The 26,463-nt window shown below is 57.6% G+C and carries 20 protein-coding genes and 2 pseudogenes; 14 read left to right on the forward strand and 8 right to left on the reverse strand.

The features are described 5' to 3' along the window. Positions 1 to 130: 130 nt before the first annotated feature. The 8 genes and pseudogenes from AC13DJ_RS05310 to AC13DJ_RS05345 all read left to right on the forward strand — a co-directional run. A pseudogene (locus AC13DJ_RS05310) lies at positions 131 to 265 on the forward strand (efflux RND transporter permease subunit); the annotation flags it as partial. Between the two features lie 17 nt (positions 266 to 282). Next, on the forward strand, positions 283 to 639 hold the full coding sequence (locus AC13DJ_RS05315) for a P-II family nitrogen regulator (RefSeq protein ID WP_035561679.1): 357 nt from the start codon (positions 283 to 285) through the stop codon (positions 637 to 639). A gap of 204 nt (positions 640 to 843) precedes the next feature. Next, entirely contained in the window at positions 844 to 2,064 is a 1,221-nt protein-coding gene (locus AC13DJ_RS05320) for a TolC family protein (RefSeq protein ID WP_482933298.1), read from the forward strand. Between the two features lie 21 nt (positions 2,065 to 2,085). Then, positions 2,086 to 3,351, forward strand: coding sequence for an efflux RND transporter periplasmic adaptor subunit (locus AC13DJ_RS05325; RefSeq protein WP_482933297.1), 1,266 nt, complete (start codon positions 2,086 to 2,088; stop codon positions 3,349 to 3,351). Positions 3,352 to 3,365: 14 nt separating this feature from the next. After that, a complete protein-coding gene (locus AC13DJ_RS05330; protein WP_482936974.1) occupies positions 3,366 to 6,563 on the forward strand; it encodes an efflux RND transporter permease subunit in 3,198 nt (1,065 codons plus the stop codon). A 218-nt stretch (positions 6,564 to 6,781) separates the two neighbouring features. Continuing rightward, positions 6,782 to 7,171, forward strand: a complete 390-nt coding sequence (locus AC13DJ_RS05335; protein WP_039881780.1) for a GtrA family protein — start codon at positions 6,782 to 6,784, stop codon at positions 7,169 to 7,171. Further along, entirely contained in the window at positions 7,155 to 8,183 is a 1,029-nt protein-coding gene (locus tag AC13DJ_RS05340; protein ID WP_288356445.1) for a glycosyltransferase family 2 protein, read from the forward strand. Before AC13DJ_RS05335 ends, AC13DJ_RS05340 begins: the two co-directional genes overlap by 17 nt. Next, the gene (locus AC13DJ_RS05345; RefSeq protein WP_482933362.1) at positions 8,167 to 9,663 is read left to right on the forward strand and encodes an ArnT family glycosyltransferase; all 1,497 of its coding nucleotides are present in this window, start codon (positions 8,167 to 8,169) and stop codon (positions 9,661 to 9,663) included. The genes AC13DJ_RS05340 and AC13DJ_RS05345 overlap by 17 nt, the downstream gene beginning before the upstream one ends. Before the next feature lie 75 nt (positions 9,664 to 9,738). On the opposite strand, the gene AC13DJ_RS05350 is transcribed toward AC13DJ_RS05345, so the two are convergent. The 3 genes and pseudogenes from AC13DJ_RS05350 to AC13DJ_RS05360 form a co-directional block, all read right to left on the reverse strand. Next, a complete protein-coding gene (locus AC13DJ_RS05350; protein WP_482933361.1) occupies positions 9,739 to 11,061 on the reverse strand; it encodes an ATP-binding protein in 1,323 nt (440 codons plus the stop codon). A gap of 29 nt (positions 11,062 to 11,090) precedes the next feature. Further along, positions 11,091 to 11,762, reverse strand: a complete 672-nt coding sequence (locus AC13DJ_RS05355) for a response regulator transcription factor (RefSeq protein WP_482933360.1) — start codon at positions 11,760 to 11,762, stop codon at positions 11,091 to 11,093. A 287-nt stretch (positions 11,763 to 12,049) separates the two neighbouring features. Beyond that, positions 12,050 to 12,184 (reverse strand): annotated as a pseudogene (locus tag AC13DJ_RS05360) (DUF2256 domain-containing protein); the annotation flags it as partial. Positions 12,185 to 12,257: 73 nt separating this feature from the next. Here AC13DJ_RS05360 and AC13DJ_RS05365 point away from each other — a divergent pair. Next, positions 12,258 to 13,946, forward strand: coding sequence for an HAD family hydrolase (locus tag AC13DJ_RS05365; protein ID WP_482933359.1), 1,689 nt, complete (start codon positions 12,258 to 12,260; stop codon positions 13,944 to 13,946). Here the strand turns inward: AC13DJ_RS05365 and AC13DJ_RS05370 are convergent. After that, positions 13,943 to 15,187, reverse strand: a complete 1,245-nt coding sequence (locus tag AC13DJ_RS05370; RefSeq protein WP_482933358.1) for a substrate-binding periplasmic protein — start codon at positions 15,185 to 15,187, stop codon at positions 13,943 to 13,945. The two genes, AC13DJ_RS05365 and AC13DJ_RS05370, sit on opposite strands and share 4 nt — an antisense overlap. Positions 15,188 to 15,376: 189 nt before the next feature. Further along, the gene (locus tag AC13DJ_RS05375; RefSeq protein ID WP_288372231.1) at positions 15,377 to 15,577 is read right to left on the reverse strand and encodes a cryptochrome/photolyase family protein; all 201 of its coding nucleotides are present in this window, start codon (positions 15,575 to 15,577) and stop codon (positions 15,377 to 15,379) included. A gap of 177 nt (positions 15,578 to 15,754) precedes the next feature. Here AC13DJ_RS05375 and hemN point away from each other — a divergent pair, with 177 nt between their 5' ends. The 5 genes from hemN (at position 15,755) to AC13DJ_RS05400 (ending at position 21,285) form a co-directional block, all read left to right on the forward strand. Further along, positions 15,755 to 17,164: an oxygen-independent coproporphyrinogen III oxidase gene (gene hemN, locus AC13DJ_RS05380; RefSeq protein ID WP_058341702.1), complete on the forward strand. Its 1,410-nt coding sequence runs from the start codon at positions 15,755 to 15,757 to the stop codon at positions 17,162 to 17,164. 331 nt (positions 17,165 to 17,495) lie between these two features. Next, positions 17,496 to 19,175 (forward strand): sodium:solute symporter family protein, encoded by a 1,680-nt coding sequence (locus AC13DJ_RS05385; RefSeq protein WP_474540305.1) that lies wholly within the window; start codon positions 17,496 to 17,498, stop codon positions 19,173 to 19,175. Further along, a complete protein-coding gene (locus AC13DJ_RS05390) occupies positions 19,172 to 19,306 on the forward strand; it encodes a putative transporter small subunit (protein ID WP_213016947.1) in 135 nt (44 codons plus the stop codon). The genes AC13DJ_RS05385 and AC13DJ_RS05390 overlap by 4 nt, the downstream gene beginning before the upstream one ends. A 76-nt stretch (positions 19,307 to 19,382) precedes the next feature. Further along, a complete protein-coding gene (gene ubiU / locus AC13DJ_RS05395; protein ID WP_058341700.1) occupies positions 19,383 to 20,378 on the forward strand; it encodes a ubiquinone anaerobic biosynthesis protein UbiU in 996 nt (331 codons plus the stop codon). A 13-nt stretch (positions 20,379 to 20,391) separates the two neighbouring features. Beyond that, entirely contained in the window at positions 20,392 to 21,285 is an 894-nt protein-coding gene (locus tag AC13DJ_RS05400; RefSeq protein ID WP_482933357.1) for a U32 family peptidase, read from the forward strand. Positions 21,286 to 21,326: 41 nt separating this feature from the next. On the opposite strand, the gene AC13DJ_RS05405 is transcribed toward AC13DJ_RS05400, so the two are convergent. From AC13DJ_RS05405 to AC13DJ_RS05415, 3 genes are read right to left on the reverse strand one after another with little or no spacing between them, the layout of a single operon-like run. Beyond that, positions 21,327 to 24,419 carry an efflux RND transporter permease subunit gene (locus tag AC13DJ_RS05405; protein WP_482933356.1) on the reverse strand — a complete coding sequence of 1,031 codons (3,093 nt, stop codon included), beginning with the start codon at positions 24,417 to 24,419 and terminating at the stop codon, positions 21,327 to 21,329. Then, a complete protein-coding gene (locus tag AC13DJ_RS05410) occupies positions 24,416 to 25,738 on the reverse strand; it encodes an efflux RND transporter periplasmic adaptor subunit (protein WP_482933355.1) in 1,323 nt (440 codons plus the stop codon). The genes AC13DJ_RS05405 and AC13DJ_RS05410 overlap by 4 nt, the downstream gene beginning before the upstream one ends. Beyond that, positions 25,722 to 26,360 carry a TetR/AcrR family transcriptional regulator gene (locus AC13DJ_RS05415; protein ID WP_474540300.1) on the reverse strand — a complete coding sequence of 213 codons (639 nt, stop codon included), beginning with the start codon at positions 26,358 to 26,360 and terminating at the stop codon, positions 25,722 to 25,724. Before AC13DJ_RS05415 ends, AC13DJ_RS05410 begins: the two co-directional genes overlap by 17 nt. Positions 26,361 to 26,463 lie beyond the last annotated feature (103 nt).

The raw sequence follows: 26,463 nt of genomic DNA on the forward strand, positions 1-26,463 counted from the left end.
TCCCGCTACCGCGTATCCTCCACCCCTGGCCCAGCGAGCGGTTTCGCCGTCGTCACCCGAGGCAGGAGCCGTATGCGGTAATACCGCACGTACGGATCTGTGCGGGGGGTGCCTCGTGAGAGGCATTCCTACCGCAACTAATGTCCAACGGCCACTGGCAACGGTTGTGGTTGGCGGTCTGATCACTTCAACGCTGCTGACGCTGGTGGTGTTGCCCAGTGTGTACCAGTGGTTTGCATCTGAACGTCGTGACGTTTCAGTCTGATAGTCAGGAGACGGTTTATGTATGAAATAAAAGCGTATGTCAGAGAAGTGATGGCAGAGCATGTGGTTGATGCTCTGGCCAAAGTTAAGGGGGTGGCAAGTATTGCTGTCGTGTCTCTCGGCGAATTTGGTCATCTGGTCGGCGATGAGTCGCCTCTGGAGAAAGTGAAGATGGTCAAGCTGGAAATAGACGTAGCGACCGATGATGTCGCTGGTGAAGTTGTGGAACTCATTGTCAGAACGGGCAGAACCCAGGAAGGGCACCCGGGTGACGGCAAGGTGCTTGTATCCCGCCTGGTTCGGGCTGTTCGTATCGACGATGGTGCGACCGACGAGAGCGCACTTCAACCGGCATCAAACCAGCGCTTTTCCTAGATTGGATGGCGGCATCGTGGCCATGAGTCGCGATGCCGCTTCTCCCCGCCCTTATTGAGGAGCACTTTCAAGTTCCCTGAGCTAATGCCTTCCAAATTCAAGTTCATTTCAACCTTTTCAGTTACTATCTCCACCTCTATCTACCTTGTCATGGGCGTCTCGCCCCCATGAATTGTGGCTAACAACCCCTTCGGGAGAAAGTCGATGAAGGCAAGCAAGCACTCGCCCAGGGCGTTGCTGTGTTCAGTACTATTGTCTATTCCTCTGTTCGGTCAAGCGGAGACTGTGAATTGGACAAATTGGCTCACTGGCCAGATAAGCAAGCATCCGGATGTCATGGCGGCGACAGAGCAGGCGGCAGCCCGGGATGCGGATGCTGAGGCAAGCGAACAACCGCTGTATAACCCGGAGCTGTCTGTTGGAGCAGACAGAAATGGCAGTGACAACAACTTTGTGGCAGGGCTATCACAAACGATCGATTGGTCTGATCAACAGGGTGCGCTAAAGGACAAGGCAAAGCTGATCAGGCTTTCCGCTGAAGCTGATTTGAACGAGGCGGTTTTGGCACAAACGTCCGAGTCGCTGTTTGCGCTTGTCGAGTGGCGCGCGGCGACGCGTGCCGAAGAAATTGCGGAATCCCAGCAACACCGTCTGGATGCCTTGCTGGAGCAGGTTGAGCAACGCCAGCAGGCGGGCGACCTGGGGAGTACCGATGCAGAGTTGCTTTTTTTAAGCCTTTCTCAGCAGCTCAGTGAACTCGCCCAGGCAAAGGCTGCGGTTGATCAGGCGCAAGCCCGGGTCAGAGAGCTTCTGCCGGATTGGCGGCCTCAGGATGGGGGGATCCCCGGGCACATTTGGCCGGCTCTTGCTTCCAGGGTCGATAACGACAATTTGCTGGATCATCCGTCAATTGCTGCTGCCCGCGCGAGGTGGCAGGTGCTGCGGAGCGAAGCCGAGGTGGTCAGTCGCAGAGCGGCGGCATCTCCCACGGTCGGGCTGAGCGGAGGGCGTGAAGAGGGTGAGAACCTGGCTGGCCTGACGTTCTCGATCCCTCTGAATGTCCGTAATAACTACCGTGCCGAAATCCAGGCTGCCAACCGACGATCATTAGAGGCCGAGGCTCGGTTTCAGGCACTTTATCGGAAGCAGCAGTATGATCTGGCGGGCGCCCGAGCTGCCTGGAAGCGATACGACACCCAACTTCGTCGATGGACAGAACTCTCCCAGGGGCGTGTACAGCGAAGTGCTGATTTGCTTGAGAAGCAGTGGCAGGTCGGCGACCTCTCCACCTCTGAGTATCTCCAGGCGCTGGGCCAGCGCGCGGAGAGCCTGAAAACCGGTATTGAACTGGAAAAGCAGGCGCAGTTGGGTCTGATTGAGCTCTTGAGCCAGTCTGGCGAACTGATCACCCTCTTCCAATACTAGTCTGGAAACTGGATATTCATTATGAAAAAAACTCTGATTTCTGTATTCGCATTGACGTTGCTTACAGCCCCACTTTCTTTTGTACAGGCAGAGGAAGATGCTCATCAGGAAGCCGGTCATGATCATGCTGCCAGTGGCGACGATCATCAGGAAGTCACCGGTGAGGAGGGCGAGTATAAGGAAGATCATGGTGAAGAAGGTGAGCATGAGGAGGAAGGTGATCATGAAGAGGAAGGGGGGCACGGCCACGAAGACGAGAACGGTGGCCATGAAGAAGCGGCCACCGCAAGCATCAATGCCAAACAGAAAGATCTGGCCGGCATTGAAGTAGCAACCCTCGAAAGCAAGCGCGTTGACTATGAAATCTACGCTCCCGGTGAGCTGCTGACCAACGGCTATACCAGCTATCACGTGTCCCCCCGGGTTGCCTCAGTGGTGCTGCGGCGTCACGTGGAACTGGGTGAGCACGTAACCAAGGGCCAGCCGCTGGTAACCCTGTTCAGTGAGACGGTGGCACAGGCGCAGGCGGATTACAGGAAAGCTTTTCCTGAATGGAAGCGAATCAGCGGGCTGGGTCGTTCCGTGGTTGGCGATCAGCGGTTCAATACAGCGAAAGCCAACATTGAAGCAGCAAGGGCGACTCTGCTTGCTTACGGGCTGAACGATGATGACATTGGTGCGTTGAAGGCCAGCGGGGTGGATAGTCTCGGTGAATACATGCTCAGGGCTCGCGTGGATGGTGCAGTACTGACCGATGAGTTTGAGCAAGGACAAAGAGTTGAGGCTGGCCAGCCGCTGGTGACTCTTGCTGATGAGAGTGAGCTTTGGGTAGAAGCCCATCTGCCAGCAAGCTCCGACATTGTTCTAGAGAAGGGCGCGGAAGCCGAAGTCAGGGCAGCGGGTCGTGTGGGCGTGGCAACGGTGTCCCAGGAAGCCCACACCATTGATCCTGTGACCCGCACGCGGATTGTCAGGCTTGAGCTGGACAATCCTGAAGATCGTTTTCATCCAGGAATGTTCGCAGATGTGTATTTTCGTTTTAAGACCAGCGAGCCGGTGCTTGCCGTGCCGGAGACTGCATTGATGCGTGGCGCGGACGGCGACTGGACGGTCTATGTGGAAGAGGCCGAAGGCGAGTATGAACCCGTGGAAGTGGAACTGGGCCGCTCAATTGGCGGGCTCCGTGAGGTTTCCGGCCTGGCTGCGGGCCAACGAGTCGTTTTGCGGGGCGCATTTTTTGTGGCCTCTGAGATTGCCAAAGGCGGCTTTGATCCGCACAACCACTGATTCCGGGAGTCATTATGTTCAACCGAGTAGTCGACTTGGCGGTTCAGAACCGCCTGTTGGTTCTTATTGCGCTTGCAGTGCTTATCGCCACGGCCGCGTTTCAGATACCAAAACTGAATCTTGATGCTTTCCCCGACGTTACAAACGTCCAGGTCGCTGTTAATACAGAGGCGCCCGGACTTGCGGCTGAGGAAGTCGAGCAGCTGATCACCTATCCCATTGAAGCGGTGATGTATGCGTTGCCGGATGTTGAGGAGGTTCGGTCCATCTCCAAAACCGGGTTGTCTGGTGTCACCGTGGTCTTTAAAGAGGGCACGGATATCTATTTCGCGCGCCAACTGGTTTTCGAGCGGTTGCAGGCCGCGCGGGAGCTGATTCCGGACGGGGTCGGGGTGCCTGAAATGGGGCCGAATACGTCCGGTCTTGGCCAGGTCTACCAGTACTTGCTGATAGCGGACCCGGATTCGGGGTACGACGCAATGGAATTGCGCAGCTTGAACGACTGGCTGGTCAAACTGTTGCTGATACCGGCTGAAGGGGTTACGGAAATCCTGTCGTTTGGCGGAGAGGTCCGCCAGTACCAGGTTAACCTGAACCCGGCGCGAATGCTGTCCTATGACTTATCACAGAACGATGTCATGGAAGCCCTGGAGAACAACAACTCCAATGTTGGGGGCTGGTATATGGGCCGCGGGCAGGAGCAGTTGGTTATTCGCGGTATTGGCTGGCTGGGTAATGGCGAGCAGGGGCTCGAGCAGATCCGTCAGGTGCCCGTTAAAACCAGTGATGGCATTACAGTGACAGTGAACGATGTCGCCGAGGTAGCGCTGGGCACTGAAATTCGCCAGGGTGCGGTAACCATGGCCCGGAAGGATGAAGCCGGTCAGGTTGAACAACTGGGTGAAGTGGTTTCTGGCATTGTACTCAAACGAATAGGGGCCAACACAAAAGCCACCATCGACGGCATCGAGGCCCGCATTGATCGCATAAATCAGGCGCTTCCGAGTGGGGTTCGTTTTGAGCCCTATTACAACCAGGCGGATCTGGTGACCAAGGCCGTAGAGACGGTGACCAATGCGCTTTTGTTGGCTTTTGTGTTTATTGCGATTGTGCTTGCCCTGTTCCTGATGAATCTGCGGGCAACAACGCTCGTGCTGCTTTCTATACCGATTTCTATCGGTATTGCGCTGATGATCATGGCCTGGTTCGGTCTCTCGGCCAACCTGATGTCTCTGGGCGGTATTGCTGTGGCAATCGGCATGCTGGTGGATGGCTCTGTTGTTATGGTTGAGAACATGTTCAAGCATCTGACCCATCCTGATGCTAAGCATGACGACCATCGGGATGAGTTGGCTGGAGATGACCCCGATCCATTGGATGCGTCACACGATGATCATGGCATTGCCCTTCGTCTCCAGGAAGCCGGCCGGGAAGTGGCACGGCCGATCTTTTTCGCGACGGCGATTATCCTGGTCGTTTTCATGCCTCTGTTCAGCTTTGAAGGTGTGGAAGCCAAGCTTTTCCAGCCAATGGCGATCAGCATCATGCTGGCCATTGTGTCCGCTGTGATCGTCGCTCTGGTGGTTGTACCCGCGCTGGCGTCATACATGTTCCGTAAGGGTATCCGGGAGCGGGAAAGCTTCATTCTAAAACCCCTGGAAAAGCTCTATCGCATGGGGCTTGCCTGGTCACTGAAGCATAGCCGCGTGGTTGTTGGCGCGTCGGCTGTTCTTGTTGTGCTGGCGGCGCTGATTGTGCCACGACTCGGTACTGAGTTCGTGCCTGAACTGGAAGAGGGAACGATCAACCTCCGGGTGACTCTGGCTCCCTCATCAAGCCTCGATACGGCGCTTGAAGTGGCGCCAAAACTGCAGGCCATGCTGATGGAGTTTCCAGAGGTGACTTACGCTCTGTCCAGGGCTGGCCGAGCAGAAATAGGCGGCGATCCGGAGCCCGTTAACAATATAGAGATCTATATTGGCTTAAAACCAACTTCGGAGTGGACCAGCGCCAGTAATCGCTATGAATTGCAGGCTCTGTTTCAGGAGAAGCTCGAACAGCACCCGGGACTACTGTTTAACTTTTCTCAGCCTATCGGGACTCGGGTTGATGAATTGTTGTCAGGTGTTCGTGCGCAGTTGGCCATCAAACTCTTTGGCCCGGATCTCGACGTACTGGCGGAGAAAGGCCAGCAGATCGAAGCGGCGGTCCGAACCGTTCAGGGAACACGGGATGTGGCCATGGAGCAGATCGCCGGTGAAGCGCAGTTGGTGGTTCAGCCAGACCGTCAGGCACTTTCCCGGTACGGACTCGCCGTGTCTGATGTGATGAGTGTCGTCCGGGACGGACTGGGTGGTGCCGCCGCGGGCCAGATCATCAACGGAAATGAGCGGTACGATATCTATGTGCGCCTGGCCAAACGTTTCCGGGAAGACCGGGATGCCATTGCTGATCTCAGGTTGCAGGCGCCTTCCGGAGCCTGGGTGAGACTCGGTGATGTGGCCGATGTGTCTATTGAGTCTGGCCCGCCCCAGGTGCGCCGCGACGACGTTCAGCGCCGTGTGGTTATTCAGTCCAATGTGCAGGGTCGTGATATGGGCAGTGTGGTTGCCGATATTCAGGATGTTATCGCGTCAGACGTGAACCTTCCCCCCGGCTATTCGGTGGATATTGGTGGTCAGTTCGAAAACCAGCAGCGAGCTCAGAAACGATTGACCATTGTGGTACCTGTATCTCTGGGGCTGATTGCGCTGTTGCTCTACTTCGCTTTCAGTTCGGTTGGTCAAGCGCTGTTGATTCTGGTCAACGTGCCGCTTGCCGTAATTGGTGGTGTCTTTTCGCTCTGGGTCTCCGGCCAGTATCTTTCAGTGCCCAGTTCCGTTGGATTTATCACACTGTTTGGTGTGGCGGTGCTTAACGGGGTCGTTATGGTCGAAAGCATCAATCAGCGAATACAGGATGGGTTGAACGTGGATACCGCGGTGTTTGAAGGTGCCGTCTCCCGTTTACGTCCTGTCTTGATGACAGCAATAACCTCGGCGCTCGGCTTGATACCGATGCTGTTGTCGACGGGCGTGGGAGCGGAAATCCAGAAGCCACTGGCCAGCGTGATTGTTGGTGGTCTCGTGACTGCAACTTTCCTGACACTCTTTGTTTTGCCGGTTCTGTTCGGTCGCTTTTCAAGAGCCAAGGTGGGTGATATTCAGCGGTAGATGTGAGGCGGAAATGCATAGTTGCGGTTACATGCATGGAAGTGTAATTCCGCCCGTTTTAACGGAGACGAGGGTCTTGCTGTTGAACTTTGCTCCTAGAAAGAAGGCTGTGACTGTGATTCTGGTGCCCGATGTTTCTGAAGAGTCAATGTTCACCATTTCCGGAATTGTTGTTGAAACATCGGGCACGATGGTTAGCCACGGGTGTGTCGGCCAGGATGAAGAAGGTTCCCTTTAAAAGAATAAGTGGATTTATTGCCGCCGGAGGAATGGCAACCCTTTTCCATTGGGCGGCCATGTCCGGCCTGGTTCTGCTTGGCATGGCCCCCGTAGCAGCCACCTTTTCTGGAAGCGTTGTAGGAGCGGTTACCAACTACTGGTTGCAGCGAACTTTGGCCTTTCCAAACGCACGCCCACACATCCAGGCCATCTGGCGATATGCCTTTTCCTGTTCACTCGCAGCTCTCCTGAACGTTCTGATCTTTTTAGTCCTGCATCAACTGTTTGAAATCTCTGTTGTGCCTGCTCAGCTTCTAACCACTGCGGCTGTCGCTGTATTTAACTATGTTGTCTACCAAAGGCTGGTGTTTCATGAACAAACCTCTTGAGACTTCCCGTGCGCCGAATGAATCAGAGCTGCTTTCCCTGGTGGTTCCGGTGTTCAATGAGCGTTCGATGCTTCCCCTATTCTTTGAGCATGTATTGCCGATCCTTGCGAGCCTCGATATTCGCTCGGAGATCGTGGTTGTGGACGATGGTAGCGAGGATGGCAGTGCCGAATTTGTTAGGACTTTCATTAAAAGGAAATCGAGCATCCGTCTCGTCAAGCTAAGCCGCAACTTTGGCAAAGAGGCAGCGGTAACAGCAGGGCTGGAGCATGCCAAGGGGGATGCGGTGATCGTTCTGGATGCGGACCTTCAGGATCCACCTGAATACATTCCCGAGATGGTCAGGAGTTGGAAGTCCGGCTTTGATGTCGTTCTGATGCAACGTCGATCACGTGTAGGCGAGAGTTTTCTCAAGCGCTGGAGTGCGCACCTTTTCTATCGCTTGCTGAATAAGACCAGTCGCACTGAAATCCCGGTCGACACGGGTGATTTCCGATTGATGAGCAGGCGGGCAGTTGATGCCCTTCTCCGGTTAGGAGAGCGCAACCGCTACATGAAGGGACTCTTTGCCTGGGTTGGTATGCCAACGACGATCATCGAATACGACCGGGCATTGAGAGTGGCTGGCGAGAGTAAGTGGGACTACCCGGGCCTGGTCGGCCTGGCCCTTGAAGGCCTGACTTCCTTCTCAGTGTCACCTCTCAGATGGGCAACGCTTGTCGGCTTGCTGGCCGCCTCCGTTGGTGGATTGTTCGGTGTCTGGATTGTAGCGAAGGCAATAATGCTCGGCGATCCGACTGACGGCTACCCATCGTTAATCGCCCTCATCAGTTTTCTGGGCGGCATACAACTGGTGAGCGTTGGTATCGTTGGTGAGTATGTGGGCAAAACCTACATCGAATCGAAACAGCGACCACTGTATCTGACCGAAGAAGTGGTCGAGAACAAAGAGGTATCAAGCCGAGACCAAATCAGCAACTTCAGAGGCGTCAAGAATGATAAAGCGATTTGAGCCCTGGTTCTGGGTACTGGCTGCCGTATTGTTCAGTCGCTTTATCGGAATGACGCTGTTTCCCTTCGTGGATACAACGGAGCCCCGATACGCTGAAATCGCTCGGTTAATGGCTGAATCCGGGGACTGGATAACGCCCTGGTTTGAACCCGGCGTTCCGTTCTGGGGGAAGCCTCCCCTGTCATTCTGGGCTCAAGCGGCCTCTCTAAAGATATTTGGACTGTCTGAATTCTCATTGCGGCTACCGGCATGGTTCGCCACGATTGGAATCGTATGGCTGACGTGGTGCCTTGCAAATCATGCGCGAGGTGCTGCGGTCGCTCGGTGGTCTACTCTTGTGCTTTCCACGATGGCACTCACTTATATCAGTGCCGGCGCAGTCATGACGGATACGTTCCTGGTATTTGGAACGACCCTCTCCTTGGTGAGCGTGTGGTTTGTGCTTTCAGGGCGCTCTGACTATTGGCGCTGGTGGTTTTTCATGGGCCTGGCCATCGGTTTGTTGTCAAAGGGACCGTTGGCTGTTGTACTGACCGTTATCCCCCTGGTGCTATGGGCTGCTATTTTCAGGCAGCGGTTACAGCCGTTGAAAAAATTACCCTGGCTTCTTGGCTCACTTCTGACACTGGCGATTGCCGTGCCATGGTACGTGCTCGCTGAATTGAAAACGCCAGGGTTCCTCAACTATTTCATCATTGGCGAACACTTTAGCCGGTTTCTGGACCCCGGGTGGGCCGGCGATTTGTACGGTAGTGCCCATGACCGGCCCAAGGGCATGATCTGGATATTCTGGCTTTGGGCTTCATTCCCCTGGGGTATCATTGGCTTGGTTGGCTTTGGCCTTGCGGCGGCGCGAGGCAAAACAAAGGATATATTCACTGGTGCTGTTCAAGACGCCTCAACGCTGTATCTGTTGTTTTGTGCGATAACGCCAATGCTGTTCTTTACCCTGGCAGGCAACACGCTCTGGACTTACATACTTCCTTCTCTGCCGTTCTCGGCCATTCTGATTGCCGGATGGGTGTCGCAGCTCAATTTACGTCCCTGGTCCAGAATCAGGTCGGGTGCTGTATTACTTGCACCCGTTCTCATTACCCTTTTTGTGTTCATAGGTGTGAGCGGAGTAAAACCACTAAAAACCGAGAAGCAATTGATAGGCCGGTATGAGAGCATTCAGCAAGCGGGAGACGGTCCAATCTTTTACATTGGCGAGATGCCATTTTCCGCACGTTTTTATTCGTTGGGCGACGCTGTCGAAATCACCTCCACAGAATTCGACAGTCTGCTGGACGCTGACGGGTACGCCAGGGTCTTTGCCGCAATTCCAAACGATGCGGTAGATAAGGTTCTTGGTCCGCGGGCCACTGACGCTCAGAAGTTGGGGGAGAACGAACGGTACCAGCTATTCTCGATCGATCTTCCGCCAACAGACAGCCAGAATGACCCCGTTGATTCTGAATTAAACTCGAAGAATGATTAATGACGCAGCTGATTACTGCTAAAACTGAGTCTTTGAAGGCCGGATTTTCAAGATGGCTGGCCTTTTGGCAGTGATCTAGTCCGGAAATGGCAGTAAAATCAGAATCCTGGCTCCTCCGTTTTTCGAGGATCCGATTTCCAGGTGTCCGAGGTTGTCTTCGACAATCTCGGACACGATGGACAATCCGAGCCCAAAACCCGCGACCGTTTCATCCAGCCTGGCACCCCTGTTCATGACAGTGGCTGCCGCCTCGGGAGAAATTCCGGGGCCATCGTCCGCTACTTCTATGGAGAGCCCTGATGACGTGCGGACGATTGTAACGTCGACGGTTGTCTGGCACCACTTCCCGCCATTTTCGAGTAAATTGCCAAGCAGCTCTGAAAGATCCTGCCGTTCCATTGGCCAGTTGAAGTTTTCAGGTAAGGTGGTGTGGATGCGAAAAACCTTATCGGGAAATATTCTTTCCATAACGGTGATGACACTTGCCGTGATTTTAACCGGCATGCACGTCCGTCCCATCTGTCTGCCTGATATGTCTGCTTTGCTCATCCGGTAGTTCAGGGATTTGTTAAGCTCCCGCAAGTTAGATGCCATGAATACAATATCCCCCCGGGACGGAGGCAAGGCATCGATATCCGACAGAATGGCAAGATTGGCAGAAATGGAGGTTTTGACCAGGTGAGAGAGGTCGGAGTTCAGGCGGCGGTGGCGGTCCAGCCGCCGGTTTGACAGCTCGAGCAAATCATTGAGCTGCCGGATCAGCGGACGAAACTCTTCCGGCACGTGAGGGTTCAGGCGACTTTGTTTCCCGGATTGGAGCCGTCTCAGATCCTCTTTTATCTTACTGATGGGCTTTAACGTCAGATGTGTAGTGGTTCCAATCAGGGCCAGCAGTATCGCGAGAAGAACGGCCGAGGCGCCGAGCAATGTCAGGTGAGCCTTCAGCGGTCGTTCAGAGAGCGCCCCCTCGGTTTCAAGAACGCTGATTGAGGCCAGTTTTTCACTGGCGGAGAAAATGCGTTTGAGCCCGAAAAGCGTGTTCGCACCCTGCGCTATGTGGATGAAACCCTCGGGCTTCTCTGCAGCGCCCTGCAGTTGGCTCTGGTCAAAGTTCGGGCTCGCCAGGACGCTTCCGCTAGCCGTTTCGATGACGATGGCATGCCCCAGAAGCATTTCAAACTGATTGATCATGTTGCTGAGGTCGTCGGTTGTGGGGGATTCAGCCTCAATGATTGCCTGAAAGTTTCCCAGCTCTTTGTTCAGGTGTTGCTTCCTGGACTCGTCCGATAGTTGCTTTATCACGTAGGTGTGTGAAAAGAATATCAGAGTAAAATATACGAGGCTGAAAACAGCACCATACTGAATGGCTGTTCTGCGGATACTTTTCGGAGCAGACATATTTTAACCTGGTTGGTTCACTCGGGCGTTCAGCGGTTAGGGTCTTTTTCGAAGTAGTAGCCCTGGCCACGCAATGTTTTTATTTTATTGACCCCTATTATTTTTCTAAGCCGGGTTATGTAAACCTGAACGACATTTCTGGTGGGGCATCTTTCTATGTTGTAGAGGGATTCAACCAGTTCGTCCTGGGAAAACACTCGGTCCGGTGAACGGAGGAAACACTGTAAAAGGCGGAATTCCGTAGCTGTCAGTCTGAACTCTTTCTGGTCGGGCGTGGTAAGCGTTCGGTAGGTGGCGTTGAGATGAAATCCGTCGACGCTGATCTGGTCTGTCGTTCTGCCGTCCTTTCTGCGGATAATCGCACTGAGCCGGGCTTTCAGTTCATCAAACTCAAACGGTTTGGGAAGGTAATCGTCGGCACCCGCGTTCAACCCTTCTACTCTCTCAGTCCAGTTGGAGCGTGCGGTCAGAATAAGGATGGCCTCTTTTTTCCCGTTTTTTCTCCATCTATGCATTAAAGACAGTCCATTTTCATCGGGCAGTCCGATATCGAGAATAACGGCCTGGTAGGAGCTTGTTTCAATCAACGAGTCCGCTTCTTTGCCGGTTTTGGCGATATCTACTGTGTAGTGCGCCTGCGCAAGCCAGTCCGATATTTTTTTGGCAAGTACAGCATTGTCTTCAACAATCAGAATTTTCATTTGTAAGCGCCGTTTTTCGTGGTGGGAAAGTTTCGCCAGTCTGCCATGGATTGTACCAGTAACGGCAACTCCCCAGAAAAACAGCAACCCGTTAAAAATGGGGGGTTACCGGTCGACTTTTCAGTTTGATTTCAGTTGCACCGGGTAGCGTCAACAATCGAGCCACGAACGCGAGAAGCTGTATATACATGGTTCTAGGTATGGTTGATCATCGGAAACGCTATTAACGCTGCGCTGTCTGAGTTAATTAAATAAAGAAAGCTGGTTGTCTGGCGTCTGCTTGGCTGCGTGCTCCGGGCGCGGCGGCAGCGTTCGCTGCAATAGCGAACATTGTCCCAGTCTTTTGCCCACTTCTTGCGCCAGGTGAAGGGGCGCTGGCACACCGGGCAGGTTTTTTCGGGCAAGTGTGGTTTTTTGTGCATCCGCGGTTTTTGGTTTTTACTGAGGGTATGGGTTTTGATGGATATACGTGACTGAAACGGCAAAGGTTTTCTTATGACCAAACTGAACGAAGGACTGCAGCCCCCATCTGTCCTTATCTTCGACTGGCACGGCACGCTGGTGGACACCCACGATGCCATGTTCAGTGCCATGGAGGAGATGCTGCCCCAGCTTGAAGAGCTGGGCTTGGTAGAGCAGCTCTTACCGGAAGACCAGTGCCGCACCGAAGACGACGCCCGGCTGGTACGCTACATCCGCATCTTTCGCCGCTTGCACCCGCGCATTCTGGCGGAACGCCGGGTGTCCCGCACGGATATCTTCAACGCCATCTTCGGCGACAACAAGGCAGCCAAGCTGCAGGCGCACAAGGCCTACAACAACGCCTATCGAAAGTATTTTGGCCAGGTTAAGCCGTTCCAGCCCGGTGCCTACGAGTACTTGTCAGCCCTCAAGGCCATGGGTATCAAGCTGGCGGTGTCCACCAACCGTAACCGGGAGTTCCTGGACAAAGAGCTGGATATGGTGGACGAAGGCCGTTGGCGCAACCTGTTTGATGCCACCGTGTGTGCCGACGATGTCACCGAATACAAGCCAGACCCGCAAGTGATCCTGAAGGTGCTGGAGCAACTGGAACTGCCGGCAGACCAGAAGGCCTGGTATATCGGCGACAGCTACGTGGATATGCTCACCGCCCACCATGCGGGGGTGTCTGGCGTGTTCTACAACGGCGCTTGCTGGGAGCCGGAACGTATCGGCAGCTGGTTCACCAGGCGGGATACACCGGCCGCCGTTCTGGACAGCTTTGAAGACCTGATGGACTTGATGGCGCTGCTGGAGCGGGAGCAACCGGATGCGTTCAGCGCCAGCCCGGCAGAAGTGCGCCCGAAGCCTTTCCCGGCACCGGAGCGGCCGGAGCCCCGGATCGAGCCGGACTGGCACCCGGCGGTGGTGAAGCTGATTCGCCCGGCGGTGATCCTGTTCGACTGGCATGCCACGCTGGTGGATACCCTCGATGCCATGTACCACGCCGTGGACGACATGTTGCCGGACTTCCACAAGCTGGGACTGATGGACCGGATGGTGGCACCGGAAGACAGCAAGACCCCGGAAGATGCGAGGCTGGTGGCTTACGTGCGCGAATTTGCCAAGCTACACCCGAAAGTGAAGGCAGACCGGAAAATCTCCCGCACGGATATTTTTGAAGTGCTGTTCGGCGATGATCAGGACGCCAAACAGCTTGCCCACAAGGCCTTCAACCATCATTACCGCAACCACTACGGCACGGTGAAAGCGTTCGAGCCCCGGGTGCGGGATGTGCTGGAGGGCCTGCACCGGCTGGGGATACAGGTGGGGGTGATTACCAACCGGGACCGGGAGTTCTTCGAACACGAACTGGCAGCGGTGGAAGACACCGGCTGGACCCATCTGTCTGAGGTGGATGTGTGCGGAGACGACACCCCATTGCGAAAGCCGCACCCGGACCAGCTGTTACTGGCGGTACAGAAGCTGGATTACCCGCCGGACCCCAGCGTCTGGTACGTGGGAGACTCCACCACGGATGTGATTGCAGCCAAGCGGGCAGGGATGACGGCGGTATTCTTTAACGGTGCCCAGTGGGACTTGCCCTGGCTGAACCGGATTTTTCCGGGCACCCACAAACACCCGGACAAACCGGATGTGGTGGTCAACGACTTCTCGGAGTTCTGGGCACTGGTGCTGGCCTGTGAGGTAGGTCCGCCCTAATCGCTGGCGCCTTTCAGGGCTTCTTCGATGGCAAGCCCGATGGACAATACGCCTTCTACGCCGTTGTTTGGCTCGTCCAGCGGCAGGGGAAAGCTGACGATCACCTGGAACCGGCTGGTGGATGCATCGTAGCGAATCGGGGACACCCAGAAGTCTCGCTTGCGGGTTAAGCCCTGACTGGTTTCTTCAACCAGGTCCTGGAACTTTGCTTCATCCCCCTGCCAGTAATCGGAGGACAGTTGGCTCATGGCTGACAGGGCACCCTGGCTGTCGATCAACAGAATCTCGGTAACCAGAGGGGTTTGCTTCGACTGCCAGTGTGCCAGGGCCCGGGAGGCTGGCAGTTCCAGGATCTGGCGGGCCAGGGGTGTCATGCTGGCCGGGGCCAGTGCCTGCCAGACGGTGTCCTGGGTGAGGATGTCAGTAAAGGTGTTGTAGTGGCTGCCCTGGTGCAGGGCTCTTTGCAGGTCTACCTCGCCTGCCAGGCTGCGGGCGAGTTCTCCGGCTATCCGGGTTACCTGCTGGTGTTCCTCGCCGGATAACTGTGTCTGGGTGCCCATGCAGGCGGGCAGGCTCAGATTGAACCGATTCATGAAATCCGGATGCCGGGTGACAAATTGCGGGTTCAGGTACAGGTGTAACGGGGCGTAGCGCAGAAAGGTGTGCTGAATACCCTGATGCAGCTCCGGCTGCTTTTCCCGCAGCCCGGACATCACTCGCTCGTCCAGCAGGGCCAGGTCGATGCGTTTTCGTTTCAGCAATGCCGGCAACTGGCTGGCGCTGCCCACAGCAACAAAGGCTTCGAGCCCTTGCTGCCTCAGCCAGAGTTCTTCATTGCTGCCACCCACCACGCCAATGCGGGCGTTTTCAGGTATTGGTTGCTCGCCGGTGTAGAACCAGTGCCATTTCTCCAGGGCAACCGGGTGGCTTGCCCAGGCGCTCTGGTCCAGCTCCGGTGAGCGGTCGACTGCAAAGTAGCCGTCCACCAGGTTGCGCTTCAGCGAATACAGGGCGCGGTTCTGGGGCACGAGTCTGATCTGGGTATGGGCGCCGGCCTGCTCCATGGCGCAGCGTATGGTGTCTGCGGTTTCCCCGGCAACCTCCGGGCCATTGGGTGTCTCATTGGCGTATTGGTAGGGCGGGGAATGAAAGGTATAGAGGGTGTAAACCCGATGGTCCGCTGCCGCCTGGGCGGCAGCCACAGCCAGAAACAATCCGATTGTCAGAGACCGAATCTGCATAGTTTGGCGAGCATCCCTGTGACCAGTTCGTTAAAAGTGCCAGAAGCATAGCAGTGATAGCGCAATATTTCTGCTGGCAGCCGGGCCCGGTTCACAGGTTTTCGATGTCCTTTAACAGCTCGTCGGCCCGGGCCAGAATCGCTTGCCGGCGTTCCGGGGCTTGTTTGTCCCAGTTCCGGTACATCATGGTCATGCGTGGATTGTTGGCAAAATCCTCCCGGTGACGGCGTAGTGGAAATCGTCTGTGGTGCCGAAATGTTCCGAAAAGTGCTCGTTCACCAGTTCGATCACTTCGGTGGTGATGGTATCCGGGCGGATTTCGACATTCAGGCCCAGCGCTTTATGCCACTGGCTGACCTGATCGCCCAGAATCAGGATGAGATTGGCCATGTCGGGCTCCGGCTGAGTTTATCCTTTAGAGGTAGGCAGAATACGCCATGGGCGCAAGGGTGGTTCATTGGTTAAGCTGGTACACTCAGCTGATTCGCATCAAACAGTGACTGTCGCCGGTCAGGCATAATCCGCGCTTTCCGGCTTGCCAATCCTATTCGACGTTAGAGTTTTACTATGGCTTCTGATACTGCTGCAGCAAACAACCTGCCCGCTTTCATCTGGGACGAGGCGCTCATCCGCCGCTATGACCTGAGCGGCCCCCGCTACACGTCTTACCCCACGGCGGTGGAGTTCACCCCGAACTATTCCATTGAAGACATGGTTAAAGCGGCAGGCCGCAGCAAGGCCTCCGGCGGGCCAATCTCGCTCTACACCCACCTGCCGTTCTGTGCGCACCTGTGCTACTACTGTGCCTGCAACAAGGTAATCACCAAGAAGCGCGACAAGGCCATGCCTTACGTGGAGCGGGTGCTGAAAGAGGCGGCCATTCAGTCGAAACTGTTCGGTGCCGACCGGCCCGTCCAGCAGCTGCACTGGGGCGGTGGCACACCCACCTTCCTGCCCCGGGATGTGATGCAGCACCTGATGGCTGGTTACGGTGAGTTGTTTAACCTGCAGTCTGGCGATGAACGGGACTACAGCGTGGAAATCGACCCCCGTGAAGTGGACGAAGATACCCTGTCGACCCTGTGGGAGCTGGGCTTCAACCGCATCAGCCTGGGCGTGCAGGATGTGAACCCGGAAGTGCAGAAAGCGGTGAACCGCATCCAGCCCCGGGAGATGACCGAAGCAGTGCTGAACGAAGCCCGCCGTATCGGCTTCCGCTCCATCAACCTGGACCTGATCTACGGCCTGCCGCACCAGACTCCGGAAAGCTTTGCCGAAACACTGGAGTCGGTGATCGAGATGTCTCCGGACCGCCTCTCGGTGTTCAGCTACGCGCACCTGCCGGACCGGTTCTACCCGCAGACCCGTATCCAGGCTGACACCCTGCCGAGCCCGCAGCAGAAGCTGACCATTCTGCACAACACCATCAATCGCCTGCTGGAAGCCGGCTACGAATACATCGGTATGGACCACTTCGCCAAGCCGGACGACAGCCTGGCAGTGGCCCAGCGCGAAGGCCGCCTGCACCGGAACTTCCAGGGTTACACCACCCACTCTGATTGCGACCTGGTGTCTCTGGGTGTGTCTGCTATCGGCCAGACCGACGATGCCTACTTCCAGAACAACCACGACCTGCCGTCGTGGGAAGCGTCCATCGATGCCGGCCAGCTGGCCATTATTCGTGGCGTAGGCCTGACCCGCGACGACCGTATTCGCCGCTGGGTGATCGGTCAGCTGATCTGCCAGTTCCGGCTCGATCGCAAGCAGTTCGCCGATAAGTGGAACGAAGATTTCGACCGCTACTTCGCGGATGAAATGAGTCGCCTGAAGCCGATGATCCAGGACGAGCTGATTGCGGATTCCGGTTCCGTGCTGCAGGTTCAGCCGGCCGGGCGGCTGCTGATCCGGGCCATTTGCCAGATTTTCGATCTGTACCGTAAAGAGGGCGCCAGCCAGCGGTTCTCACGGATTATCTGATCGTACACTAATATTCTGTCCTCTAAAGACTGGACTAGGGGGTGCCAAATGCGTATGGTTTGGCGCTCCCTCCTCCGGGCTGTTTCTATTTGTGGTGAAGAGGACAGAAAATACCATGACATCTAAAGACTTTCGTGGCCTGCTGGCCCATCTGAGCTTCCCTTAGCAAGTCTGACCTCCGGGCGCCCCTGCCCACCTTTCGTTACCCCGTTGCCCCGCTGCAACACCTCCGCGTGTGCGGACTTTCCAGACGAATGGCTCCACCCTGGCGAGCAACCTGTGCGTTGCAGACTGCCGGTGGGTTTCTGTCGTTTCGAACAGAGGTTGAGATTTGAACGAGAACGGATTTACCCAATTTTCGACAATCACCGTATTGTTACTGCTTGCCGCCTTCTACGGCGGTACCTACCTGCTGACCTTGCTGATTCGCAAGGAAAAAGAAGATACCTCCGGCTTTATGGTAGCCGGCCACCATGTCGGTTTCGGTATGGGCGCGGCCAGTATGACCGCCACCTGGATCTGGGCTGCGTCTTTCTACGCGGCAGCCACCTCCGGGTACACCTACGGGGTGTCCGGGCCGATCCATTATGGCCTCTGGGGCGCGCTGATGATCCTGTTCATCTACCCCTTCGGCCGCCGGTTCCGCAAGCTGGCCCCCAACGGCCATACCCTGGGTGAGCTTATCCACGCCCGTCATGGTTCTTCCAGCCAGCTGATCCTGGCCGGGTCCAACGTGCTGGGCAGCATTATCAGCCTGATGGTCAACTTCACGGCCGCCGGTGCGCTGGTGTCGGTGCTGTCGCCGTTGTCGTTCGAAACCGGTGTGATTGTGGCCGGTGTGGGCGTGTTGGCCTACACGCTGACGTCCGGTTTCCGGGCCTCGGTGTTTACCGACTTTGCCCAGCTGGTGGCGCTGATGGCGATTGCCATCATTATTATCCCTGCGGTTCTCTACTCTGCCGGCGGCCCCAGCGTTATGGTGGAAGGCCTGAGCAAGATGACCGACGAGCAGGCCAACCTGTTCTCGGTGGAAGCCATCATGAACCAGGGCGCACCTTTCTTTGTGGCGGTCCTGGCCTATGCCATCGGCAACCAGACCATTTCCCAGCGTTTGTTTGCGGTGCGCGAAAAGAACATCAAGTCTACCTTCGTGACCGCCACCATCGGTTACGGTGCCATTGTGATCGGCCTGGGCATGATTGGCCTGATGGCGCTGTCGGTTGGTGTAGAGCCCATCGACGGCAAGATGAACAACCTGATTCCGCAGATGGTGTCTACCTACCTGTCGCCGTTCTTCGTGGCCCTGTTCTTTATCCTGGTGATCGGCTCGCTGTCGTCCACCGCGGATTCTGACCTGTCCGCGCTGTCTACCATCATGATGGCGGATGTCTACGGCAAGAACATCGCCAAGGACAACCCAAACCCGAAAGTGATGATGCTGGTTGGCCGAATCACCATGATTGTGGCTACCGTGGCGGGGCTGATCTTTGCCAGCTTCTCGCTGGATATCCTGGTGATGCTGGTGTTCGTCGGCGCACTCTGGGGTGCCATCGTGTTCCCGGTGATCGTCAGTTGCTACTGGGACAGGGTCACCAATTCCGCCTTCACCTGGTCGGTGGTGGTGGCCATGGCGCTGTTCTGTATTGCCCGCTTTGAGCTGCTGGAAATGACCGGTATGACCGTACTGGCCTTCGAGATCCTGGCGTCTGTCGGCGGAGCCGTGGTGATCGGCATGATGGTGTTCGGTTTCTTTGGCCGCGCGGCAGGACTGGTTGCCGGTGCCATAACACTGGTGGCCATGCTGATGTTCGCCACCGGGTTCCTGAGGGACTACATGGTGTTGGTAGCCTCACTGACGGCCTACGGTGCCAGTGCCGTGGTGTGTACCGCCATGACCCTGCTCAGCAAGGAAGAACGCTTTGACTTCGACCTGATCAAGAAACGGGTTGGTGACTATGACGACGCCGACAGTGAAGACACTGCCGGCCTGATTCCGGAGGGTGCGAAATGACAAACGAACTGGTATACGGTGCTTATATCCTGGTGTGGCCGGCCATCACCCTGGTGGTGCTGGGCGTGATCTGCGGCGCGGTAGCCCGGGATGTCCGCCAGGCCCGCAACAACGATGATGACCTGATCTGACCCCGGTCTGACAATGGTCAATGCGCCGGCAGGCCCGGGGCAGTAGGTTAGCTCCTTCACCACGTGGAGGAGTGTAATGGAACTTGTCTGCCCTGCCGGTAGCCTGCCGGCCCTGAAAACCGCTGTGGACAATGGTGCCGATGCGGTTTACTTCGGTTTCCGAGACAGCACCAACGCCCGCCAGTTTGCCGGCCTGAATTTCAACGAGAAACGCGCCGGGGAGGGCATTGAATACGCCCATTCCAAAGGCAGCCGGGTGTTCTGCGCCATCAATACCTATCCGCAGCCAGACGGCTGGGAGCACTGGAAAGGCGCGGTAGACCGGGCTGCATCCATTGGTGTGGATGCCATCATCCTGGCCGATATGGGCCTGCTGGACTACGCCGCCAACAAATACCCGCACATCCCCCGCCACCTGTCGGTACAGGGGTCGGCCACCAGCCACGAGGCCCTCTCGTTCTACAAAGACAACTTCGATATCCGCCGCGCCGTATTACCCCGCGTATTGTCGCTGGACCAGGTACGGGGTGTCGCTAAACACAGCCCTGTTGAACTGGAAGTGTTTGCCTTTGGCAGTCTGTGCATCATGGCGGAAGGCCGTTGTTATCTGTCGTCCTATCTCACCGATGAATCCCCGAACACCCGTGGTGCCTGCTCTCCGGCCAAGGCCGTGCGCTGGCAGGAAACCCCGCAGGGGCTGGAGTCGCGCCTGAACGATGTGCTGATCGACCGCTACGGCCCCGGTGAAAACGCAGGTTATCCCACGCTGTGCAAAGGCCGCTTTGAAGTGGAAGGCAGTGTGTACCACGCCATTGAAGAACCGGTCAGCCTGAACACCATGGATATCCTGCCGGAGCTGCAGGAACTGGGCATCAGCGCGGTGAAAATCGAAGGCCGGCAGCGCAGCCCCGCCTACATTGCAGACGTGGCACGCACCTGGCGCCAGGCGCTGGACGGGCTGGCGGCGCACCCGGGCATGTTCACGGTAGAGGATGCCTGGCGTAACACCCTGTCTGGCCTTTCCGAAGGTGGCCTGACCACCATCGGCGCCTACCATCGCAAGTGGAAATAAGGTTGTATCCATCATGATGAAGCTATCCCTGGGCCCGATCCTCTGGTTCTGGTCCAAGCAAAGCGTGTTTGATTTCTATGCCAAGGCCGCGGAATGGCCGGTCGATACCATCTATCTTGGCGAGGTGGTGTGCTCCCGCCGCCGGGAACTGAAACCTGATGACTGGCTGGACCTGGCCCGGGATTTGAAAGCCTGTGGCAAGAATGTGGTGCTCTCCACCCTCACGCTGATTGAATCCGAAGCGGACCTGCGCCGTCTGCGCCGGTTCTGTGAACAGGACGAATTCCTGGTGGAAGCGAACGACCAGAGCGCCCTGCAGGTGGCTGTCCGCAACAAGATTCCGTTTATCACCGGCCCGTCCATGAACATCTACAACGTGGCCACCCTGAAAATCCTGGCCAGGCAGGGCTTGCAGGGCTGGAACCTGCCGGTGGAATTGGGCAAGGAAACCCTGGAGCAGTTAATCAGCGAGCTGAAGGCTGAAGGCCTGGACCTGCCTGCCGAAGTGTTCTCCTGGGGCTTCCTGCCGCTGGCCTGGTCGTCCCGCTGCTTTACCGCCCGCCATTACAACCTGCCCAAGGACAATTGCGAATTCCGTTGCCTGGAGCATCCGGATGGCATGGAACTGCGCTCCCGGGAGAGCCAGGAACTGTTCCGCATTAACGGCATCTCCACACTCTCCGGTTCCCGCTATGACCTGATGCGGGAGCTAGCGGATATGGAACGCATGGGGGTCAGCACTGTGCGCCTGAGCCCGGAACATCAGGGCATGGACGAGGTGGTCAAACGCTTTGACCAGGTGCGCCGGGGAAAAGTGCCGGCCGCGGACCCGCTGCAGCTGGTGGAGGCGCCACCCTGCAACGGGTACTGGTATGGCAAGCCGGGGATGGACCTGGTGGGTGCCTGAGCACTAGCAAAAGGCCGGGGCATTGAACCCGGCCTTTTGCGTCAGGACCCGTTATTCCGGGCCCAGCCCAGATCCTCAAGAATGGCATAGAGAGCTGGCAAGGCCACCAGGATCAGCACGGTGGACACCAGCAAGCCGAACACCACCGAGATCACGAGTGGAATCACCGCCATGGCTTGGGTGCTGGTTTCCGCCAGCAGCGGCAGCATGCCGGCCACCGTCGTGCTGGTGGTAATCAGGATGGCGCGGAAACGGGCCCGGCTGGCGGCCCCAGCGGCTTCCTGTGCGCTCATGCCCTGTTCCCGGTAGCTCTTGATGAACTGCACCAGCAGGATGGCGTTGTTCACCACAATCCCGGCCAGTGACGCGGCACCGATCAGTGAGGGCATGGACAGGTTGTAGCCCATCAACAGGTGGCCCCAGACGGCACCCATAAATGCGACCGGAATGGCCAGCATCACGATGACCGGCTCCAGGTAACTACGGAACTGGAACGACAGAATCAGGAAGATCCCCAGCAGGCCGATCAGCAAGCCCCGGGCGATGGACTGGCCGGTTTCCCGGGAGCGGGCGGTCTGGCCTTCGACCTGTAGGGTGATTTCCGGCCATTGCTCCTGAAGTTTCGGGAATACCTGGCTCTGCAAATCCGCCACGATGGCATCGGCGTTGGTCGTCCGGCCGTTCGCATCGGCAGACACGGTGACCGTGCGCAGGCCGTCAATTCGGGTCACCTGCGCCCACTGGCGTTCCTCGGTTATATCGGCCACCTCCCGCAGGGGCACCATCTGGCCCTTGCCGGTGGTGATCACGGTGTCTTCCAGGAACTGGCGGGTATTGCGCTCGGCGCTGGTCTGGCGCACCAGGATTTCGATGTGCTGATCACCAATCTGCACCGTATCCACAATATCCCCGAGCAGCCCGGTTCGGATCTGGCTGGCCACGTCGGATGCCGTCAATCCGAGCGACAGGGCGCGGTCGTTCAGCGACAGGGTGCGCTGGGGCTTGCCGGGGCGAAGATCATCTAGCACGTTGAAGGTACCGTTATAAAGGGCAACTTCGTCGCTCAGATACCGGGCCGCGGCCTTCAGCTCATTCAGGTCAGTACCCTGCAGGCGCACTTCAATGGGGATGCCCGCGGGGCCGAAACCGGGTTCCTGGATATTGAGGGCGATCAGGCCGGGGATATCTCCGATCTCTTCATACCAGCGGTCGGTGAGGGTAGCCAGATCCACGGTGCGCAGCTCCGCGGTCAGCAAATCCGCCATCACCGTGGCCACGTGGGCACCTTTCTCACCGGCGCCGGCGTGCTGGTTGAAGCGGGTCTGGATGTTTTGCACCAGCGCTTGTTGGTCGGGCTGGTCTGGCGTGTATTCCTCGTTGAGCCGGAGCATGGCCGAAGTGATGCGTTCGGTAATGGCCCGGGTCTGGTGCAGGGGGGTGCCCTGGGGCATCAGTACCCGGGCTTCGAGTACATCGCCGTCGATTTCCGGCATGGCTTCCATGCGCACATGGCCGCCGGCCATCAGCCCCACCGAACCCAGCAGTGTCAGCAGCATGGCGGCCAGTACGCCGTAGCGGAACCGGATGGCGCGGTCGGCCAGTTGCCCCACTTTCTCCCGGACGTTTTCAAAACCGTTGTCGAAGGCGGAACGAAAGCGGGAAGGGGCCTTCTCGCGCCTTTTGCCCAGGCCGCTTTTCAGGTGGTGGGGCAGTATCCAGAAAGCTTCGATCAGCGAGGCGGCCAGGGCGGCAATCAGCACCACTGGCAGTACCTCCAGCACCGCTCCCAGCTCTCCGGCCAGAAACGCCAGCGGGATGAACACGGACACCGTGGTCAGGAAGGAGGACAGCACCCCGGGCAGGATCTCCTGGGTTCCTTTGGCGGCCGCCTCCAGCGGGCTGTTGCCGTCGGCGTGCCACTGGGCAATGTTGTCGGTGATGACCACCGAATCGTCCATCACAATACCGATGGCCATGAGCAGGGCCACCAGGGTAATCATGTTCAGGGACAGTCCGGTGAGGGCCATCACCACAAAGGCACCGGCAAAGGCGGCTGGCAGGCCGAACAGCGCCCAGAAGGCGAGACGGGGTCGGAAGAACAGGGCCATCACCAGGCCCACCAGCACCAGCCCCGTGATGCCGTTGCCCACCAGCATTTGCAGGCGGTCCTTCACAATCGAGGTCATGTTCTGGGTGATTTCCAGCTCGACATTGCCACCACGGCGGGCTTTTTCCTCGTCGATAAAGGCTTCCAGGGAATCCATCACCCGCAGGGCATCGTCATGGCGGTTTTTGTGGATCTCCAGAACGATGGCGCGCTGGCCGTTGAAATCCACCCGTTCCTCTTCCCGCTCGTGGGCCTCGGTGATGGTGGCAATGTCGCCCAGCGTCAGCACAGCGCCGGCTGCTCCGCCGATCACTGGCAGCTCGGCCAGGGCCTGCAGGGAGCGGCGTTCATCCACAAACCGCAGCTGGATGTCCTGGCTGTCGGTCTCGATTGTGCCCAGGGGCATGTCCAGGTTCTGGCTGTTGATGGCCCGGGCAATATCCCGCACGCCCAGGCCGTACTGGCGCAGCAGGTCCCGGGACACTTCGATGTGCCACTGGCGCTGGGACAGGCCCACGGGAATCACATCGGCCACCCCTTCCATGGCGAACAGGCGGTCTTCCAGCTGGCTGGTGTAGGCTTCCAGGTGAGAGAAACTCATGGGCCCGTACACGGCGATGGCCGCCACCAGGCTGGTGCGATAAAGCTCCCGGATGACCGGGTCTTCGGCTTCTTCGGGCAGGTCCGTCAGGGCTTCGATTTCTGTGCGGATATCATCCAGGAACCGGCCCATGTCGCCCCGGGGTTCCATGCTGGCTATGGTCTGGGCCTGGTTGTCCCGGGCGGTACAGGAAACCTCCTTCATGTAATCCACCCGCTGCAGTGCTTCACCCAGCCGCTGGCAGATGGCTTCCTCCACATCCGCAGCGGTGGCACCCCGGTATTCCATGGTGATGCTGACTTCCGGCGGCAGGTAGTCGGGGAAGGTTTCCCGGGTCAGGTTGGGCGCGGCGAACAGACCCACGGCCAGAATCAGGATCAGCAGCAGGTTACCGGCGGTCGGGTGCCCCGCGAACCAGCGGATCATGGCTGATCTCCCGGGGCCAGCAGGGTGCCGTCGATGGCAGGAATCAGGTCATCCAGAACCAGCCGGCCTCCCGGTGCCAGTCCGTCATCGATAATGACATCTTCACCTTGTTGCCAGGCGACAGACACTGGCTGGCGTTGCAGGCGGTTGCCCTCATCGGCAAGGTAGACCACGCCCTGATGCACCGCGCTGGCCGGGATGACGATGACCGGCTCCGGAGTCTGCGCGGTAATGCTGGCCTGCACAAACATGTTGCGGACCAGGGGCGGGCGTGCTGGCGGATTGGCGTTGCGGTAGGGTTCGTCTACAGAAATAACGGCCTGGACGGTGCGGGTGGCCTGGTCCAGGCTGCTGGTGACCCGGGTGAGTTTGCCCGGCCAGTGGGCATCCGGCACGTTGGTGGGGGTTACCCGGATGTCGAGTTCGCTCAGGGGCAATTGATCATGAAAGTCGGTGAAGTGGTTGGTGGAGCCCGTTTCCGGCAGGCTGCCCCCGGATAACTGCGACAGCACCCGGCGCAGTTCCGCCACTTCCAGCTGCACGGTGGCTTCGGCGCGCGTGATATCGTCGGCAATAAACAGTGTCTGCCCGGGGCTGACATGCTGGCCAGTGTCGATGTCGGCCTGGTGGACACGCAGATCCCAGGGCGCTTCAAAACGGGTGTCGTCCAGGTCTTCTCGGGCACTGGCCAGGGCAGACTCGGTTCTGGCCATACGGGCTTGCAGGGTCTCCCGCCTGGCAGGAATCAGGTTCTGCTGGTTGCGCAGGGTCTGGACTGCCTGCTCCTGTTGCAGGGTGGCCCGTTGTTGTTCGTCGTAGCGGGTTTGCGACAGGGCACCCCGCGCCACCAGGGTTTCAGCCCGGTCCAGCTCCCGCCGTGCCAGTGTTAACCGGTGTTCTTCCAGCTTGAGTAACTCGCCGGTATTGCGTTCTTCCTGGTCCAGTTGTCGCAGCTCCGCTTCAATGCCAGCCAGGTCGGCCCTGGCGGAGGCTTCGGCCAGTTCATAGCGGGTCGGGTCGATCTCAAGCAGCCGTGTGCCCCCTGGGATCAGATTGCCACTTTCCAACTCTGGGTGTTTCCAGATAACCCGGCCACCCACATTGGCCACCGCATTCCAGCTTCGGGCCGGCAGCACCTGACCATAGCCGCGGGCTTCGGTACGGAACTTACGGGGAGTGATTTCCATAATCCGCACCGGCGTCGCAGTTGCTTGAGCCTCGACCCTTTCCGGGGGTTGTTTCAGCTTTACCATGATGACCACAAAGGCAATGCCGGCAATCAGGGCCAGCGCCAGCGTCAGTTTATTTTTCCGGGTCATTGCTCATCTCCTGAAAACTGGCGCTGTAAAGTTTGAAAATTCGGGGGGCAGTCTGCTCAAGCGTCGCAATCTCTCCGCTGACCATTGCCTGAACCACCAGCCCCTGAATGGCGCCGAGGTACAACACCGCAGCCGCTTCGGTATCGATACCGGCGGCTATGCGCCCCTGTGCGATGCCTAGCTTCAGTAAACCGACCACCTTTTTGCGGTAGCGGGCAAGGGCCTGGCGGACGATGGTTTTGGCGGGGCCGTTGCCGGGTTTTTGCAGCTCACCCAGCATCAGGCGGGGAATGCCCGGGTGTCGGGCGATAAAGCCCACATGGGCGCGAAACATGGCTTCCAGGGCCTGATCAGCGTGTTCGTGCCGGTCCGCCTCCCGGAACACCTGGCTGGTCAGTTGCTCCGAGACCCAGCCTGCCACGGATTCCCACAACCGGTTCTTGTTCGGGAAATGCTTGAACAGCGCCCCCTGCGACAGCCCCACTTCATCGGCAATCCGGGCGGTGGTCAGGGTAGCCGGGTCCTGCTCGGCACACAGCTGAATAACCGCTTCGATAGTGGCGGACTGGCGCAGCTCGGTGCTTTGGTAGGTTCGTTTTTCGGGCGCTTTTGTGGTTGCCATTGGAGCTTCCCTGAAAGAAAGTAATCAATTGCTTTATTCTGGTAGGTGGTTGCCGATTACGCAAGAAACAAGGTGGGCAAGTCATGGTTCAGGGTGTAGGTAA

This window comes from Marinobacter sp. L-46, from assembly GCF_056859535.1.

What these genes read in the sequence shown, in the direction of transcription:
- AC13DJ_RS05345 (WP_482933362.1), top strand. Translation starts at nt 8,167, where the DNA reads ATGATAAAGCGATTTGAGCCCTGGTTCTGGGTACTGGCTGCCGTATTG.
- AC13DJ_RS05405 (WP_482933356.1), bottom strand. Translation starts at nt 24,419, where the DNA reads ATGATCCGCTGGTTCGCGGGGCACCCGACCGCCGGTAACCTGCTGCTG.
- AC13DJ_RS05325 (WP_482933297.1), top strand. Translation starts at nt 2,086, where the DNA reads ATGAAAAAAACTCTGATTTCTGTATTCGCATTGACGTTGCTTACAGCC.
- AC13DJ_RS05415 (WP_474540300.1), bottom strand. Translation starts at nt 26,360, where the DNA reads ATGGCAACCACAAAAGCGCCCGAAAAACGAACCTACCAAAGCACCGAG.
- AC13DJ_RS05355 (WP_482933360.1), bottom strand. Translation starts at nt 11,762, where the DNA reads ATGAAAATTCTGATTGTTGAAGACAATGCTGTACTTGCCAAAAAAATA.
- AC13DJ_RS05375 (WP_288372231.1), bottom strand. Translation starts at nt 15,577, where the DNA reads ATGGCCAATCTCATCCTGATTCTGGGCGATCAGGTCAGCCAGTGGCAT.
- AC13DJ_RS05315 (WP_035561679.1), top strand. Translation starts at nt 283, where the DNA reads ATGTATGAAATAAAAGCGTATGTCAGAGAAGTGATGGCAGAGCATGTG.
- AC13DJ_RS05320 (WP_482933298.1), top strand. Translation starts at nt 844, where the DNA reads ATGAAGGCAAGCAAGCACTCGCCCAGGGCGTTGCTGTGTTCAGTACTA.
- ubiU (WP_058341700.1), top strand. Translation starts at nt 19,383, where the DNA reads ATGGAACTTGTCTGCCCTGCCGGTAGCCTGCCGGCCCTGAAAACCGCT.
- AC13DJ_RS05400 (WP_482933357.1), top strand. Translation starts at nt 20,392, where the DNA reads ATGATGAAGCTATCCCTGGGCCCGATCCTCTGGTTCTGGTCCAAGCAA.
- AC13DJ_RS05390 (WP_213016947.1), top strand. Translation starts at nt 19,172, where the DNA reads ATGACAAACGAACTGGTATACGGTGCTTATATCCTGGTGTGGCCGGCC.
- AC13DJ_RS05350 (WP_482933361.1), bottom strand. Translation starts at nt 11,061, where the DNA reads ATGTCTGCTCCGAAAAGTATCCGCAGAACAGCCATTCAGTATGGTGCT.
- AC13DJ_RS05365 (WP_482933359.1), top strand. Translation starts at nt 12,258, where the DNA reads ATGACCAAACTGAACGAAGGACTGCAGCCCCCATCTGTCCTTATCTTC.
- AC13DJ_RS05335 (WP_039881780.1), top strand. Translation starts at nt 6,782, where the DNA reads ATGAAGAAGGTTCCCTTTAAAAGAATAAGTGGATTTATTGCCGCCGGA.
- AC13DJ_RS05410 (WP_482933355.1), bottom strand. Translation starts at nt 25,738, where the DNA reads ATGACCCGGAAAAATAAACTGACGCTGGCGCTGGCCCTGATTGCCGGC.
- AC13DJ_RS05330 (WP_482936974.1), top strand. Translation starts at nt 3,366, where the DNA reads ATGTTCAACCGAGTAGTCGACTTGGCGGTTCAGAACCGCCTGTTGGTT.
- AC13DJ_RS05340 (WP_288356445.1), top strand. Translation starts at nt 7,155, where the DNA reads ATGAACAAACCTCTTGAGACTTCCCGTGCGCCGAATGAATCAGAGCTG.
- hemN (WP_058341702.1), top strand. Translation starts at nt 15,755, where the DNA reads ATGGCTTCTGATACTGCTGCAGCAAACAACCTGCCCGCTTTCATCTGG.
- AC13DJ_RS05370 (WP_482933358.1), bottom strand. Translation starts at nt 15,187, where the DNA reads ATGCAGATTCGGTCTCTGACAATCGGATTGTTTCTGGCTGTGGCTGCC.